At 33.2% G+C, this 16,965-nt stretch carries 18 protein-coding genes; all 18 read left to right on the top strand.

The window, feature by feature from the left end; all coding sequences use genetic code 11:
- The first annotated feature begins 3 nt into the window (after positions 1-3).
- Entirely contained in the window at positions 4-762 is a 759-nt protein-coding gene (locus BMY85_RS10385) for an amino acid ABC transporter ATP-binding protein (protein ID WP_092478212.1), read from the top strand.
- Positions 763-822: 60 nt separating this feature from the next.
- Positions 823-1,758, top strand: coding sequence for a calcium/sodium antiporter (locus BMY85_RS10380; protein ID WP_092478211.1), 936 nt, complete (start codon positions 823-825; stop codon positions 1,756-1,758).
- A 247-nt stretch (positions 1,759-2,005) separates the two neighbouring features.
- Entirely contained in the window at positions 2,006-2,971 is a 966-nt protein-coding gene (locus BMY85_RS10375; RefSeq protein ID WP_177180746.1) for a radical SAM/SPASM domain-containing protein, read from the top strand.
- 26 nt (positions 2,972-2,997) lie between these two features.
- Positions 2,998-5,013, top strand: coding sequence for a radical SAM protein (locus tag BMY85_RS10370; protein ID WP_177180745.1), 2,016 nt, complete (start codon positions 2,998-3,000; stop codon positions 5,011-5,013).
- A 19-nt stretch (positions 5,014-5,032) separates the two neighbouring features.
- Complete coding sequence (locus tag BMY85_RS10365) at positions 5,033-5,224, top strand: PLD nuclease N-terminal domain-containing protein (protein ID WP_092478208.1); 192 nt, start codon at positions 5,033-5,035, stop codon at positions 5,222-5,224.
- Positions 5,224-6,144, top strand: a complete 921-nt coding sequence (locus BMY85_RS10360) for an ABC transporter ATP-binding protein (protein WP_092478207.1) — start codon at positions 5,224-5,226, stop codon at positions 6,142-6,144. Before BMY85_RS10365 ends, BMY85_RS10360 begins: the two co-directional genes overlap by 1 nt.
- Positions 6,141-6,905, top strand: a complete 765-nt coding sequence (locus BMY85_RS10355; protein ID WP_092478206.1) for an ABC transporter permease — start codon at positions 6,141-6,143, stop codon at positions 6,903-6,905. The genes BMY85_RS10360 and BMY85_RS10355 overlap by 4 nt, the downstream gene beginning before the upstream one ends.
- Before the next feature lie 16 nt (positions 6,906-6,921).
- Entirely contained in the window at positions 6,922-7,404 is a 483-nt protein-coding gene (locus BMY85_RS10350; protein WP_092478205.1) for a GNAT family N-acetyltransferase, read from the top strand.
- 88 nt (positions 7,405-7,492) lie between these two features.
- On the top strand, positions 7,493-7,615 hold the full coding sequence (locus BMY85_RS16080; RefSeq protein ID WP_278280408.1) for a hypothetical protein: 123 nt from the start codon (positions 7,493-7,495) through the stop codon (positions 7,613-7,615).
- A gap of 196 nt (positions 7,616-7,811) precedes the next feature.
- A complete protein-coding gene (locus tag BMY85_RS10345) occupies positions 7,812-9,170 on the top strand; it encodes a PqqD family peptide modification chaperone (RefSeq protein ID WP_092478204.1) in 1,359 nt (452 codons plus the stop codon).
- A 13-nt stretch (positions 9,171-9,183) separates the two neighbouring features.
- Entirely contained in the window at positions 9,184-10,218 is a 1,035-nt protein-coding gene (locus tag BMY85_RS10340; protein ID WP_177180744.1) for a radical SAM/SPASM domain-containing protein, read from the top strand.
- A 14-nt stretch (positions 10,219-10,232) separates the two neighbouring features.
- Positions 10,233-10,529 carry a PqqD family protein gene (locus BMY85_RS10335; RefSeq protein WP_092478202.1) on the top strand — a complete coding sequence of 99 codons (297 nt, stop codon included), beginning with the start codon at positions 10,233-10,235 and terminating at the stop codon, positions 10,527-10,529.
- Positions 10,530-10,556: 27 nt separating this feature from the next.
- A complete protein-coding gene (locus BMY85_RS10330) occupies positions 10,557-11,420 on the top strand; it encodes a hypothetical protein (protein WP_092478201.1) in 864 nt (287 codons plus the stop codon).
- 17 nt (positions 11,421-11,437) lie between these two features.
- Positions 11,438-12,796, top strand: a complete 1,359-nt coding sequence (locus BMY85_RS10325) for a B12-binding domain-containing radical SAM protein (protein ID WP_092478200.1) — start codon at positions 11,438-11,440, stop codon at positions 12,794-12,796.
- Between the two features lie 31 nt (positions 12,797-12,827).
- Entirely contained in the window at positions 12,828-13,700 is an 873-nt protein-coding gene (locus BMY85_RS10320) for a class I SAM-dependent methyltransferase (protein ID WP_092478199.1), read from the top strand.
- Positions 13,701-13,740: 40 nt separating this feature from the next.
- Complete coding sequence (locus BMY85_RS10315; protein ID WP_092478198.1) at positions 13,741-14,463, top strand: ABC transporter ATP-binding protein; 723 nt, start codon at positions 13,741-13,743, stop codon at positions 14,461-14,463.
- Positions 14,447-16,045 carry a hypothetical protein gene (locus BMY85_RS10310; protein WP_092478197.1) on the top strand — a complete coding sequence of 533 codons (1,599 nt, stop codon included), beginning with the start codon at positions 14,447-14,449 and terminating at the stop codon, positions 16,043-16,045. Before BMY85_RS10315 ends, BMY85_RS10310 begins: the two co-directional genes overlap by 17 nt.
- 668 nt (positions 16,046-16,713) lie before the next feature.
- Positions 16,714-16,965: IS66 family insertion sequence element accessory protein TnpA (gene tnpA, locus BMY85_RS10305; RefSeq protein ID WP_092478196.1), on the top strand; the 252-nt coding region annotated here is incomplete at its 3' end.

Genomic DNA, 16,965 nt, shown 5'->3' with positions numbered 1-16,965 from the left:
ATTATGGGACTATTAGAAATAAAGCACTTAAGAAAAAACTTCGGTTCGTTAGAGGTATTAAAGGATATCTCTATGTCAGTAGAAGAAGGAGAAGTGGTTTCCATACTAGGTCCATCTGGCTCCGGAAAATCAACACTTCTTCGCTGTGCAACATTATTAGAGACTATGGACGGTGGGAAACTTTCTTATTGCGATAAGACTGCAGCATGTGAAAACGATGCAGGACAAGTTTTGTATGCCAAAAGAAAATCCATGAAAGAAATAAAGGACTGTTTTGGACTGGTATTCCAGAATTTTAATCTGTTTCCTCACTATACTGTATTAAAAAATATCGTTGACGCACCAATCCATACACAAAAAAGAGAGAAAGAGGAAGTAATCAGGCAGGCAAGGCAGTTATTAAAGAAAATGGGACTTGAGGATAAAGAAAATGCCTATCCACAGCAATTATCAGGTGGACAGCAGCAGCGTATTGCCATTGCGAGAGCACTTTGCATGAATCCGAAAATTCTGTTTTTCGATGAACCTACATCGGCACTTGACCCAGAGCTGACAGGAGAAATCTTACGTGTTCTTCGTAGTCTGGCAGACGAGAAGATGACAATGGTAATTGTAACTCATGAAATTGAATTTGCTAAAAATGTCTCCAAGCGTATTATTTTTATGGATGGTGGAAAAATTGTAGAGGAAGGTTCGCCTGAACAAGTCATTGATAATCCATCTAATCAGCGGACTAGAGAGTTTTTACAGAAAATGAAATAACTGTATTGTGCCGTTGAAAAAATAAGTGTATAGTAGAAGAATATCGTTAGGAGGTTGATTATGTTACTTTTAATAAAAAACATTGTTATTTTATTCATTGGTTTTATCCTGCTTATTAAAGGTGCGGACTATTTTGTAGATGGTGCATCAGGAGTAGCGGATAAGTTTGGCATTCCACAGCTGGTAATTGGTCTTACGATTGTAGCATTTGGGACAAGTGCTCCCGAAGCAGCCATTAGCATTAGTGCGGCGTTAAAAGGAAGCACAGGAATTGCCATTGGAAATGTCATTGGGAGCAATATTATGAACATTCTATTGATTCTGGGGATTACTTCTTGTATTGTTCCACTGAAAGTAGCAAGAACAACGGTGAAATATGAGATTCCATTTACAATTCTGATTTCCATTGTGTTAGTGGTGTATGGTGCCGTTTTCGGAAAAATGAATTTTACTGGCGGCATTATTCTGTGGGTATTGTTCATTTGTTTCTTTATCTATTTAGTGCGTGTTGCGAAGAATTCACAGGAACCAGAGGCCGAAGAACAGAAACATTCGTTCATTATGCTGATTATTTTTATTCTAGGAGGACTTGTTGCGATTGTATACGGCAGTAATTTTACAGTGGACAGTGCGACAGCCATTGCAAAAGTGTTTGGGGTAAGTGATCGGATTATCGGACTTACGATAGTGGCTTTTGGAACATCACTTCCTGAACTTATGACATCAGTGACCGCAGCACGAAAAGGAAAAGCAGATATAGCGATTGGCAATATTATCGGAAGCAATATATTCAACATTCTGTTTGTATTGGGAACAACAGCATTAATTAAATCTGTTCCATTTGCATCAAAGTTTATTGTAGATGGACTGGTCTGTATCGGTGCAGCCGTACTGCTTTATGTGGCAGTTTTAAAAGATGGCAAAATGGGACGTAAGGCAGGTGCGACTATGCTGGTTTGCTATGCCGCTTATTTTGTGTATCTGTTAATTGGATAATGGAGAAGAGCAGTGCTTTTTAGCTAGAGGATATAGCTTGAAAGAGCACTGCTTTATTGTATGCTGTTTATCATGAAGAACATGGTGAAATAATATGGTTTACAGATGAGGGAGATGAGAGGAAAGGTAGCTTTCTGAAAAATTAATTCACAAGACAAGGGGAAATTTGTAAAATCACATAGTATTATTGACAAAATAGGGAAAATATAATATTATTATGAAAAAGAGAAAGTTAATGAGGAATGAAATGAATTATTGTGAGGAGATTTTTTTTAACTATCCCATATCAATTATTTGGGAATTGACAAATAGCTGCCTTTCAAGATGTATTTATTGCTCTGGTGGCTTTGCTGATAAGGATAAGACAAAGGAATTGTCTACGGAAGAGAAAAAAAAGTTAGTTAAAGAACTTATAAATAATAAAATATTTGCAATTAATTTATCCGGAGGGGAACCATTCCTGTGTAATGATTTGGAATGGATTGTCGATGAATTGACTAACAATGAAATTCAGGTACTAATAGCAACAACTGGTTTAGTTTATAAGGAAGAACTTCTTAGGAAACTCTGTAGTAATCCTTTTGTGTCTTTTAATATATCTTTAGATTCTTTTAACGTGGAAATTAATGATTTACATAGAGGTTGTGATGGCACAGTAGATCAAGTTGAAAAATTTATTCAAGCTGTTAATAAGTTTAGTAATGGAAGAATTTTTGTGGCACTTGAGTGTGTTTTAACACAAAAAAATATTGAGTCCATTGATGAATATATTGAAAAAGTAAAAAAACTTTCCGTTTCAGAAATTAGGTTTCAGTCTGTCGTTACTATGAATCAAGCGACATTTAACCAAAAACTAAGTATTACAGAAGAACAGAGAATTGAAGCAGAAAAAAAGGTCGAGCAGTGGAATTCTAGAATAACGGATAAGCATATTAATTTTGTTGATCAGAGCAATACAATAGAAGTTAGTTTTAGAAAAGGAAGAAACTGGGGGGGCATTTTGAGCCCAGAAGGAGATCTGATGGTAAGTGTTTATTTGCCGTATTTATTTGGAAACATAAGGGATGAAGGTAGCCTGAAAGCAGCGTGGGATAAAGGATTTTCAAGAGCCTGGCTTAATTCAAAGACTTATGATGATATTGAAAAAATACATACAGTAACAGATATAGAAGCATTATGTAAGAAGTATGAATGGAGAAAACTTCGACTTTAGGATTTCCTGTGGAGGTGGATAACAGTATGAAGAAGGTACTTTTTTTTCATTGTTCTCGATATAATGAATTAACTCCAGTTATTACAATGGGGCTATGGGGACTGGCAGATATAGCAGCTCATATGGGGTATGATGTGAAAATAATACACACAGGAATTGAGGAACGTAAGAATGGAAGGTTTGCAATTGAAGATTATTTAGAGGAAGATATTGTTTTAATCGGTTTTTCTGCACACTGGTTTCCAATGACAAAGGAATCTATTGATCTTGCACTTGAAGCAAAGAAAAACTGTCCACAGGCATTTATATATATGGGGGGATTTTCTGCAAGCTTTTTTGCAAAACAGATATTGGAAAAGTATGATTTCATTGATGGAATTATGCGGGGAGATAGTGAAATGCCTTTGAAGTGTTTACTAAAAAGTATTGAAAATGATAAGAAAGACATTGGGAGTATACCAAACTTATGTTGGAGAAATGGAGATATAATAGTAGAGAATGCATTTTCATATGTTAGTAAGCCAGAGGATCTTAGGGATATTGACTATGCTACATATGATAAATATATGTTTGATTACGAATATGCAAAAAATTCGGTGGAAATGAGCCTGAAATATGCAGACTTTGCAGATTTTGCAATTACAGACTATGAGTACGGAAAAACATTCTATTTATTGACGGGTAAAGGATGTTATGCGCAATGCTTATTCTGTGGTGGTGGTATATCAGCACAAAAAATGATTAGCAATAGAGAAAAGTGTTTGTTTCTAGATGATAATCACATAATGAAAACAGTTTATGATGCTCAAAAACTAGGATACAGGACATTTTATATTTGTTTTGATCCACTACCACAAAATCCTAAGTATCTTTCTTATTTAAGACGTATGGCAGAGGCTAAGCTAGATATTGACTTATTTTTTGGCTTTTGGCAGTTGCCAACATTAGAAATAATTGATGAGTTTAAAAAGGTGACTAATAATCTGTTATTTGAGCTTTCACCTGAAACAAACTCTGACCGCATAAGGGATAAGGTGAGAGGATATAGTTTTAAAAACGAAGAAATGTATAAGGTGATTCAGAAATGTTATGATGAACAAATATACGTGCACATCTATTTTTCATATCCATTACCATACGAACAGTCAGAAGAAGTAAGAAGTACCAGAAAAGCCTTTTGGCAGTTGAATACACAATACGTGCATTATATAGAGGCTTTTTATATTAAGCTTTCGACAGATCCAGCGTCCCCTCTATATTGTTTACCTGAAAAATATGGATGTAAACTTATCGCAAAAAGTTTAGAGGAACATTTAGAAGAGTGCTACAAGAGTTGTAATGGCAATATTATGGTTCATAGTGCAGGAGAAGATGCGGCAAGGGAGCAGTATCAATATATACTTTTTGATAATAATATAAAAGCTGTGTTTAAATATAATATTAAGATAGTTATAACTGCATTTAAAAATGTTGATGAATTTGTAGATTACTTAGATGAATTTTATAAGGAATGCCTAAGTAAAGAGGTTTATCTGCAATTCCATACAGGCTCAGATATTATAGATTACTTAATTACTTACACAGAGCGTTCAAGTGTAGTTTGTAGTGAGTGGCTTATTGAGTTTTATAAGTATGTTCTCTATTTAGCTAATAATAAGCTAAAAAAAATGGAGCTGGTTTCTAGCAATATCCAAGAAGAAAAATCAGATGATATTTATACATTAGGAGAAGGAGTTGAAGTATTTCAGGTAACATATAATTTTTATGAAGTATGTGAAAAGCTTATAGATAAAGAACTAGTTCCTGTAGAAAAACTGCCAGAAGCGAAATTTTATTTATTTTTTTCTGGAGAAAGCTTTGAAATCAATGAGTCATTTTATGATTTATTAACTGCTTACAAGAGTAATACTTATGACTCAATGAAAAGTGTGTGTAGTGCTGTTGCAGAACTTTACACGGATCAGGAAGAGGAGCATAATTATATAACTCAGGATTTAATGAGAATAAGCAGTATAATTAAAGAGCAGAAAATATTGAAATGAGATTAAAAAGGAGAGAGAAATGAAAGATATTATTGTATATTTGATTCCATTAGTTATATTGGAATTAGCATTGGTAATTCCTGCACTTATTCATGTGTTAAAACATGATCGTTATAAGTTTGGTAATAAGCCTCTCTGGACAGTTGTAGTATTATTTATTCAGATAATAGGTCCGATAGTTTATTTTATACTGGGGAAGGAAGAAGACTGATGAATGTTTTGGAGATAAGGAATCTAAATAAGAAATTTGGAGAACAGACAGTGATTCAGAATTTGAATGTAACCATTCCAGAAAATTCTGTATTCGGCTTTTTAGGTCAAAATGGCGCTGGAAAGACTACTACCATGAAGATGATTTTGGGGTTGCTAAAAGCCGATTCCGGGGAAATAAGAGTATGTGGTGAAAAAGTTGAATACGGACAAAATATGACAAATCGCTATATTGGTTACTTGCCAGATGTCCCAGAGTACTACGGTTATATGAGTTCCCTAGAGTATTTAAAGTTTTGCGGAAAGATAACAGGTATGAAGAGAGACGAAATTAAAAGAAAAAGTGATGAACTAATCGAGATGGTAGGATTAGGTGAAAGTAGAAAAAAAAGAATTGGGAGTTTCTCGCGTGGGATGAAACAGCGGCTGGGAATTGCACAGGGATTGCTGAATTCGCCTAAACTGTTAATATGTGATGAGCCGACTTCTGCGTTAGATCCTATTGGAAGGAACGAAATACTGAATTTGTTGTCTTACGGATCATGCAAAACAACGATTTTGTTTTCTACCCATATATTATCCGATGTAGAGAAAATATGTAGAGACATTGCTATTCTGCATAATGGCAGAGTTGTATTAAGTGGACCTATTGATAAGATTAAGAGTGAGCATAATACCAATCTTGTAGAAGTCAGGTTTTCTAGTGTAGATGATATAGAGCAATTTCTAAATCTAAAAGATGTACAAAAGTATAGATGTGAAGTGGATAGAGAAAAGAGACATGTCATTCTGCATGGTTCAAATCAAGAGGAGATAGTTCAAAAGCTGATAGAGATACTTTATCAAAGCGGTATTGTTCCAAGTGGAGTTAATTGCCTAGAACCATCCTTGGATAGTTTGTTTTCGGAGGTGGTAAGATGATGTCATATAGAGCATTTGTTGAAAAAGAGTTTTGTGAAAATATACGTTCCTATAAGATGTATATATTAATTGTTATTTTTGTATTCTTGGGGTTATTGAATCCAATAACTGCAAAAATGACACCAGTGATATTAAATACACTTGTAGAACAGGGAGTTTCTATAACAATTCCAGAACCTGTCGCGATTGATTCGTGGATGCAATTTTATAAAAATGTTCCGAATATGGGGATCATAGTTTTTGTTATTGTATTCAGTGGCATAATGTCTTCTGAATATGGAAAAGGAACCTTGATTAATATTATTGCAAAAGGATTACCAAGGAGAGATGTGGTTTTGGCAAAGTATACAGTAGTATCTTTGCTTTGGACAGTGTGCTATTGGACTTGCTACGGGGTTACATATATTTATACAGGGTATTTCTGGAGGAATTCTTTTGTTCATCATGTTGTATATGCAGCATTCTGTTTATGGGTATTTGGTCTATTTATTTTTTCAACATTGATTTTAGGAGCAGTATTATATAGAAGTAATTATGGAAGTATGTTGTTTACAGGTGTATTTTTTTTATGTATGTATTTATTTAGTATGTTACCTAAACTAGGCAAACTGAGTCCTGTATTTTTGTCATCCTGTAATATGAGGATTATTCAGGAAAATTTGGATTGCTCAGATACTGTTTTAACACTTGGTATTACAGTGTTATTAAGTGTTATTATGGTTGTAATAGCTATTATAGTATTAAATAAGAAAAAATTATAAAAGAGGGGTATATGGTATGGAGATAAGAAAAAATGAAGTTGAATGTTTAGAAAATGTACAAAAGTTTGTAGAAAAAAGCATGCAGGGAGTTGAAAAAGTTTACCAGACACAATGTCAAATGTTTTATGGAAATTTACAAATGATTCAGCAAAGAGTGTCCCATGGTATGGAAAAGATGTATACCGTCTGGGAGGGGGATAGCTGTATTGCTTTATTGAGTGCGGTAGTTTCACCTAATCAAGGAACTGGCTGTATTAGTGCGACAGTTGTGTTTACATATGTGGATGAAAAGCACAGAAATCAAAAGATTGCAAGTCAATTAGTAGATACTTGTCTAAATGACTGTAGAGAATCTGGAATAAATAAGTTAACACTAAGTGTTGCATTTCCAGAAAAGAGAACGCTATGTCTTTACATAACAAAAGGATTTAAGCCTGAGGGTTATGTAAACTCCATAAAAGAAGAGTATGATACTGTAATTTTAGGGAAGTTACTATAATAATTATCTGAGTATAAACGGAAAGTCAAATTTGATTTTTCATTTATATTATACATATTTATATTCAAAAAAGAGGGAGGTGTATATTATGAAGAAACAATATCAGTCACCAACATCAATTAAGTTATCAGGTGTAGAGAATGAATATGGTGCAGCAATTGGTGCAGCAGCTGTATGGGCAATTGGTATCGGAGCCGTATGGGTTTGGTAGTAATTAGTCGCTAGTAGTAAAAAGATGCATCAGAGGATTTATAGAGAATGTACTATATTCTTTTTAAATCCTCTGGTCATAAATTATGTAAGAATGGGGATGAAAAAAAATTAATTCATTAGTTAAAAATTGTAGTCCAATATTGACAGGAAAAATTAGAAAAGAGGATTGGGGCGGGATTTACTGGAATCATGGGATGGCTAGAATTGATATTCTGAATGAAGTTGCATATGATATTTTAAGTAAGTGTGACGGAAGCACCAATGTATCAGATATTATTAAGCAGATACAAGAAGAGTATGATGCTGAGTATGATGTAATTGAAAAAGATGTAATTGAGTATTTAATGAAAACATCTATTATTGGATATATAGAAGGGATTGAGTTACAAGAACTGAAAGACCAAAAGATAGATGTTTCTAGTTTTGGTGTAATCTCAAAAGCTGATTGTGATAATGTATTAAATGGAAAGGGAATTATCGGAACGTCAGAAAACCCACTAAGTGCTCCTATGAAAGTACTTATTGAATTCACTAAGAATTGTAATTTGCGTTGTGTACACTGTTTTGCAGAAGCAGAATGTAAAGTGACAGAACAAGGATATTTAGAGGGAGAATTAAATACGGAACAATGGTATAAAGTAATTGATAATATATATGATGCTGGTGTATTTGATATCTTTGTATCTGGTGGGGAAGCTTTATTACGTTCAGATATATTTGATATATTAGAATATATTAATTCCAAGGGATTTGGATTTTGCTTATTGACAAATGCAACTTTAATTACTGATGAAGTTGCTAAGAAGTTAAAATCTTTAAACTGCTATAAAGTTGAAGCAAATATGGATGGATACGATGAGAAGACCTATGATATGTTCCGTGGAGTGAAAGGGGCTTTTGCAGATACGGTTAGAGGTATCAAGGCCTGTATAGATAATGACTTGCCAATTAGGTGTAATGTTACAATGACGAAACTAAACATTGGTTGGTTAAAGGAAATTGCTGATACGGCATATAGCTTGGGAGTAAGAGAAGTATGCTGTGTTCCATTGGAACAAGGAGGAAGAGCAGATTCCAACTGGGAAAGGTTACATATAGAGGATGAGGCAGCAGCACAAGAATATTATAAAGAGGTAGACGCATACACAAAAGAAAAATATGGAGATAAACTGATGTTTATTGTTCCATTGGATCATCACAGGTCAAATGTATTGAATGATATACATAATGTAGCTAAAAGATGGGATCCTAATAAGCTTATGCCATCTTGTGGGGCAGGAAAATATCATTGTAGTGTAAATTCTTATGGTGAAGTGATATTATGTCCGACGGCTGATGATACAATAAAATTTGAACCAAATGGTCTTTTAGAATACAGTTTATTGGATATATGGCAGAATGCCCAGACTTTTAAAGATATACGTAATAGTATGGATGAAAAATGCATGGGATGTGAGAATTTGTTCTGTGAAAGAGGATGTCCACTGACGATGTATAGAAAATATGGAAAAGTATATCTCGAAGATCGAAAGGAATGTCCAACGAAAGCATAAAGGAGCTGAAATTATGATAAAAAATAAACTGTTTGATTATGCAATTGAAAACGAATCAACGAAAGATATGTTTGATCAGATTAATGATGTTTATGAACAGTTTGATAAAGTTAAAGAATTAGGTTGTGTGCCACAAAAATTGCAGGCACCTCTATTTGGTATGTGGGAAATTACTGCAAAATGTCCACAAAATTGTATTTATTGCTATAATTCTTCTCCAAGAAAAGCTGATGAATTAACCTCAAAACAGCTATTTGATGTTGCGGATCAGATTATAGATATGAAATTCTTTAATATGTGCGTTACTGGTGGAGAACCAACTATGAGACCAGAATACTTCCAGTTAGTTCGATATTTGGCTACTAATGGTGTACAGGTAGGAACAGTGTTGAGTGGAGCTAATTTGAATTCAGTAAACATAAAAAGAGTTGCAAGGTATGCAACGGTTGTTCAGCTTAGTCTAGATGGTTCGAAAGCAGAGATTCATGATAAGGTAAGAAGAAGAGATGGATCGTTTAATGATGTAATCAATGCAATTAAGTATTTTGTATCGCAAGGAGTTGCTGTTAAGATTTCATTTGCTTCTACAAAATATAATATTGATGATTTTGAAAATGTGTATAATCTTTGCAATGAACTTGGTGTATCTGAGCTGCGCACTCAAAAACTAGCGGTTTCTGGTAAAGTAAAAGGAAGAGAGGGAGATATCTGCGCATCTGAAGAACAGTATAGAAGACAGAAAGAGTTTATTGATAGTCATAAAAAGAGTATCCTACGATATGGTGATGCTTCTGTACATATGCAGCATGGATTAAGGACGGGTATTGTGCTTATGATGCGTATTACAGCAGATGGTAATGTCGGAATTACACCTTATGCAGATATTTTCTTTGGAAATGTAAAAGAGCAGCCATTGAAAGAAATTTTTAAGAATATGGCTAGTGGATGGGCTGATACTCAAGTTAGAAAATGTCTGATGGATGGAACTATTTCAACAGATAATGAGATTATTCGAGATAATTTAACTGATAAGATGTTTGTAAAATAAGGAGGATATTAACAATGGAAAATGAAATTTTGAGTCAGTATCCAAAGAAAGTGAAACTTAGATGGAGATGGGATGGAGAAAATAATGATTATATTACTTATCAGAATCCGCAGTCAGGTGCAATATGTATATTGAATCCGGTAGGTGCCTCTATATTTAATTATTGTGATGGAAGTATTACGGTTGATGAAATTATAACTAAGATGCTGGACGAATATGATGTTCCATCCAGAGATTATCTGAAAAATGATGTAGTTTCATTTGTAACAGAGTTTAATAAAATGGGTATTATTATGCTTTTAAGTGATTAACCAAATGTAGATTAAGGTGGAGAAAATATGTTTTTATTAGTTGCACCAGGAAAAATTAAGTTAGATGCGTCTATTGAATCAGAACAGGAATTAGAAAGAATAAATTTGATTCTAGACAGGATTATTCATGATAGAAAAGTTATTTCCATATACTTAACAGGAATAGAAAAACTGATTCAATATGATGCATCCTTAACTATTATAGATAAGATAGTGAAGGCTCATATAGGTGTCGAAGTTTATATTGAACCAGAAAAGATAGAACTGAGTTCTTATCAGGCTTTATTGGAAAAGTGTGATTTTGTCAATCTGAATATTACAAGTGGGAATGCAAAGATATTAACTGAAAATGAATTAGATAAATATAATGCGGTGGTTCGGCTTATATTCTATGTAAACAAAAATAATTTTGCAGTGCTTGAAGAAAAAGAGAAGTATTTTTATGCATATAGAGACAAGTTCTCTGAAATATATGTAAAACCAGATTTTAACCAGAAGCTTGAAGGAGAGCAAGTACAGGAGTTCGTGGAATATATGGAGGATATATCAATTGATATAATTGAAATGTCCGTAGATTATTCAGAAGATTATTCTGTGGTCTATGTAGATGAAAGTGATAGTATTCGAAATATGCTGCATGATAAAATGATTTCTAGTGATTATTATGTAGATAAAAATGGAGATGTGTTCATAAGTGAGTATGTACATGTAAAGTGTGGCAATATCATTTCAGAAGATTTAGTGCTTATATGGGACAAAATTAGAATGTTCTGGCATATGGCACAAGTTAAGAAATATTTTAAAGATTTTAATAGTCTTATAGAATGGAATAAATATAGCTGTTTAGCAACCAATGTTGCTTTAGAAGAGATATTATCTTACGAAATATAGATAAAGAAGGTGATACAGTGAAAGTTACTATTTCGTTTGTACCACAGAAGAGAATGTTTAATAGCCGAGGTTTAGATTCGCAGCCTGTACAGTCTATATATCTACTTGGTAAAATTTTAAAGAAAAGTGATTATGATGTTACTATAGTTGATCCATATTTTTTAGAGGATTTAGATGTTACTGATCCTGTAGAAGTAGAACGCAGATTATTGAAAGATACGGATGCGTTGCTTCTTTCAGTTAACACATTCAATTGGGGAAATACGAAGACACTTATTGAGAGTGCAAAAAAGGCACGCATAGATATTCCTATTATAGTTGGAGGAATACATGCATCGTCTTTCGATCAATATATTATAGAACATTCTCCAGTAGATGTTGTTATCCGGGGCGAGGGAGAAAAAAGAGATGCACTTGTTCTAGAAAAGCTTTCTAAAAAAGACTGGAATGGTCTTAAAGAAATAAAAGGGATTACATACAGAGATGATAAAGGGAACCTTATTCGAAATGCAGATGCGATTCCGCTAACAGTGGATGAGTACAATGAATATAATGCAGATAGTCCTTTTCACTGTTTGCCAAAGGGTGTTTACAATGGTATACCTTGTGAGACTTCACGGGGGTGTATGTATAATTGTATTTTTTGTGGCATTGATGGACATCGAAGCTGGAAAAGTCTTACAGTAAAAAATACAATCCATAAGATAGAGCAAGCTATTGAAAATGTACAGATGTTGACAAATAATGGTTTTTTGACTATAACAGATGACTGTTTTACATCAAATAAAGAACGAATGATAACAGTGCTTAATTATTTAAATCGGAGACCAGATAACTTTCAGCTTGTTTTGGAGGGAAGGCTGAATGAATTACAGTCACCTGAAGTAATGGCTGCAATTAATATTGATAGAGTTAAGCGTTTTTTGGTTGGAGTTGAATGTGGTTATAATGAAGGTCTAAAGAAAGTGCGAAAAGGTTATACGGTAGATAGTCTTGAACGATGTCTAAGCAATATTAAGGCATCTGGACTTAATAAAATGATTTATTGTTCTTTTATTATCGCTTTGCCTTGGGAAACAGAAAAGGAATGTATACAGACAATAAGATTTGCTGCAAAAATTATGGAGAAGTATGGAGTTCAATCTAATATTAGTTTTTGGAGTATCATACCTTCTGAATTATGGACCACAAGAGTTGAGTATGGAATTCAGTTGGATGAAACATTCTTTGATAATCCACTTTGGTTTTTTCATAATGAGAATCAGATGGATGAATTCAGGCGCATTCATCCAAATCTTTCAGCAAAGGGACTTATTAAGGTAGAGAAAGTATTAGCTATGTATCGCGAAAGAGGATATAAGTTAACTGATAACTAAGATACATTGCAAAGTGTTAGAGGTAATAAAAATGATTTTTACGGATGGAACATTTTTAGACTTAAGTAGGAAATTTACATGGAGAAATGAAGATAGAAGGAAGATTATATCGTTTTTAAAAGAAGAGTTAAATGATCAGTCTAAAAAAGTACTTGAAGTCGGATGTGGAAATGGAATCATAACGAAAAGTTTTGCCCAACAGGCTTTGAACAGTACATTTATAGGCATAGATATTCAAGGGGATTTAATAGATCAGGCACGTAGAGAATGTGATTTAGAAAATCTAACTTATGAGACTGTGGATTTTTGCAAGGAAGAATACGAAAACGAGTACGATGTAATATATTCACACTTTCTTTTAGTTGATTGTAAGCAAGCAGATAAAATATTAGAAAATATGTACAAGGCATTAAAGATAGGAGGTACAATCTGTTGTTTTGAACCTTTTTATCAGACAGATGGACTGAATTCGTATATGCCTTTCTTGAATGAGAAAGAAAAGAGCAAATTAAGAGAACTTTCAAGAGAGTTATTAATAGACATACCTAGGAAAAATGGAATAAGTCGTGATTACGCTGCTTCAATACCCAACAGATTTTATGCGATGAGATTGAGTCATATTGAAATAGAGATTATACCCACTTATGAGTTATCAGAAAAGTATGATGTGTATCGAAAACGGTTTATTTTGTCTCAAGCAAAAGAAATTATGAAAGACAGACAGGCATACAGAGAAAAAATCTATACTAGTAAGTTATATTCTCAGCTAACGCAAGAACAGTTAGATGATTATTGCAACATTCAGTTAAAGATAGTTGAGGAAATTGTATCTAATCCAAAAGCATTTTTTTCGTATCGAATTTTTTCCGCAGGTTCTATGTTGGCAATAAAGGGTGTAAGGTGATTTATTTGTTACTTAAGCATTATATGCGAGGAGGGTTACTGTGATTGAAATAAATAATATTAAAAAGAGTTATGATAAGTCAAAGACAGTATTGAAAGGGATAAGTCTGAAAGTTGAAAGAGGGGAGATATTTGGACTGCTTGGGGCAAATGGTGCAGGTAAAACAACTCTTATTAAAATAATGACAGGACTGCTTAATGAAGATAGTGGGAAGGTAATGCTAGATGGAAAAGGCATGGATAAAGATATTGTGGCGACAAAAAAATCATTTTATTTTATGCCAGATAATTATAAGGTATACAACAGTATTACTGGAAGAGAATGGATAAGGTTTGTGTGTTCTTTCTATGATTTAAAAGAAGGAGAATATGCCGGTAAAGTTGATATAATAGCAAATAAGTTCAATATGGATGAAGCATTAGATGTTTTGATAGGAAAATATTCATTTGGAATGATGAATAAGTTGGGGATTATGTTAGGTTTTATTATTAATCCGCCAATATTAATATATGATGAACCCTTAAATGGACTAGACCCCTATGCTATCGTTGCTTATAAGGAACTGCTAAAGGATTATGTGGATAAGGGCGGAACTGTATTTTATTCTACTCATTTGTTGGATCTTGCACAAACAATCTGTACTAAAGTAGCAATCTTAAGAGAGGGTATCATATTAAAAATACTTGGTTTAGAGCAGATTAAAAATATGAAATCTCTAGAAGAAATGTTTATGGAGGTTACAGGTTATGAGAAACATAATTAGAATTACAAAATTAAACAGAGTAATGATAAGGAGAAGAATAAAAGATATAATGCCCAAGAATCTTGTTCTGAAAATATTGATAGTTTTGATTTTCTTATATATGTTGTCAGGAATATTAATAGGGCAGCACTTTTTTTATATTAGTATTGGAAATAAACTAAATATCAAAAGTGTAATATATGTACAGTATATAGTAAGTATAATAGTAACAGCAGTGCTATCGTATACAACAGTAACTTCAAATTTTTTTCATGCAGATGATTTTTTTGTATTAGCAGCTTTGCCTATGAAGCCTAAGGAAATACTGTATGCAAAGAGTGTAAGCTTATTATTAGCCTATGAGTTTGTGCAGAGTTTAATTATTGTGCCATCTGTAATTACATTTTTACGATTAGGTGAAGTAATGGTAATTACCACGTTTTTGATTCATATAATACTTTTGACGGTAGTTACATTTTTAATAGTGGGTATTATCTGCTCCTTGAGTGTTCTGGGAAAGAGCTATAAAGGGATATATCGTATTAGCAGTATGATAGTAGGTATTTTAGTTCTATGCGGAGTAGTATGTAAAATAGTAAGCATCTATACTTGTGTTATGAAAATAATAGGTGTGAAAGATACAAACAAGACTTTATTTATCCGCATAATAGAAAAATGTTATAATGAATCAGTGGTAATGAAATCAATATGTCATTATTCATATGTCTCTATCCTAATATTAGGAGTGATTATAGTTTTATTGTGTATTATACTAGCTAAACTGTTTGGGAAGTGTGTAGTTGCATATGACTTTTCGGAAGTAAAAAGTGTTAATTACAGATTAAGACTAGGGAAGACAAGTAATAAGATGCTTTTATTATTACAACGCGAATTTTGGGTAGTACAAAGTGAGCCATTTTTTAAATCAAACTTAATTTTAGAATGTTGCCTTGCCCCCTTGTTTTTAACAATTGTATCAATAATATTGCATTTTGCAAAAACAAGCAAAGAGATAGAAGAATTTCTGAATTTGGCAAACGGCAAATGGTATTTAGCATATATTATAATTGGAGTTATCGTACTTATTATTTCTACACAAGCCAGTTTTCTAGTTCCAGTATCAAAGGAAGGTAAATTTTATATGTTATCAAGGACATTACCTATACCATATGAAATGCAGTATAAGGCAAAAAGTATATATACTTTTATTTTAAGTACAGTTTCTGGTTCAATTGCTTATTGGATCGTCATAATCACAAAGGTTTTTGTATTCCAGCATAGAGTATTAAATTATATTATTTTATTAGAGGTACTCTTTTTGTTAGTAGTTACATGTTCTGCAAGTGATTATAGAAGACCATATATAAACTGGGATGAGCCACGAAAAGCAACCAATGGAAATTTAATGTTATTGTTTGGAGTATTGCATGTTTTTGCAATTCTCGCAGTAATATTAGGAATCATACTAGGAGGAGAATGGTTAATCAAAAATGAATTAATAGAAAAAATATGTTTAATACTAGTTATCTTTATTATGGATATCGCAAGTGAAAAGTGGAATATAAGTAGAGCAAACAGGAGATACAAAAATGTTCAGATTTAATCCTATCTTTTATGATAATTGTATGAGTTAGAATCATCACATTTATGTTTTGCAGTCTAGCTTTTGCTATTATTAATATCTAAAGAAATGCATGTCAAAAACATGTGATAAAATCAACACCTGTGATGACATGCATTTATGCACATCCAAGTGATTGTTTATCAGACTGGCACCTGGGGGTCTTTTTTATTATAAGCAAAAAATGCTGGAGATGCGAATAGTTTCTTTCGCATACTTAATTCATAGTGTAATAGTGTTGTTTTTAACTCTTACATCTTTGCCCCCTCTCAAAATTATTTCTCGAGCCTTCTTGGCATCCTCCTTATCAAGATTCTTACTTCCTTTCAGAGGATACTCCATTCCTAAGTTTTCATACTTTACGACTCCCATAGAATGATAAGGGAGTACTTCCAATTTTTTTAAGTTTTTAAACTGTCCGATTGTCTGTCCAAGATGAAATAACCGTTCTTCATCAAATGTATAGCCAGGAACAATTACAATACAAGCAGTGATAGTTTACAAGGTGAGAACATTAAAGTCAACAGTGGAATACTGGGTATAAACAGTTGAAAAAAAATAATAAATAATCGTAACCGTCAACTCAGATACGCCTCCTCAATCCACGTTTCTTCCATTATACTATACAAAAAAGTTAGGAGGCAGTATAAATGGAGAAACGAAAATATACATCCAAGCAAGAACGAGAACAACACATCCAGAACTTTCTGTCCAGTGGAAAGACCAGTCTTTCCTGGTGTCAGGAAAATAACATCAAGCCCTCAACCTTTGGAAAATGGCTGCATGATTACCAGACAAAGAAACAGGAAGTAAAATTCATTCCACTGAAACCAAAACAGAACACAAGCCAGCAGTCAAGTACAGGTGAAATCCTGATCGAAATCGGTGTCTGCAGACTGCAT

The organism is [Clostridium] polysaccharolyticum, assembly GCF_900111595.1.
In the GTDB taxonomy this organism is placed as follows: Bacteria; Bacillota; Clostridia; order Lachnospirales; family Lachnospiraceae; genus Clostridium_AI; species Clostridium_AI polysaccharolyticum.
Note: the sequence above shows the minus strand (reverse complement) of the source record. Positions and strands in the feature narration are given on the sequence as shown.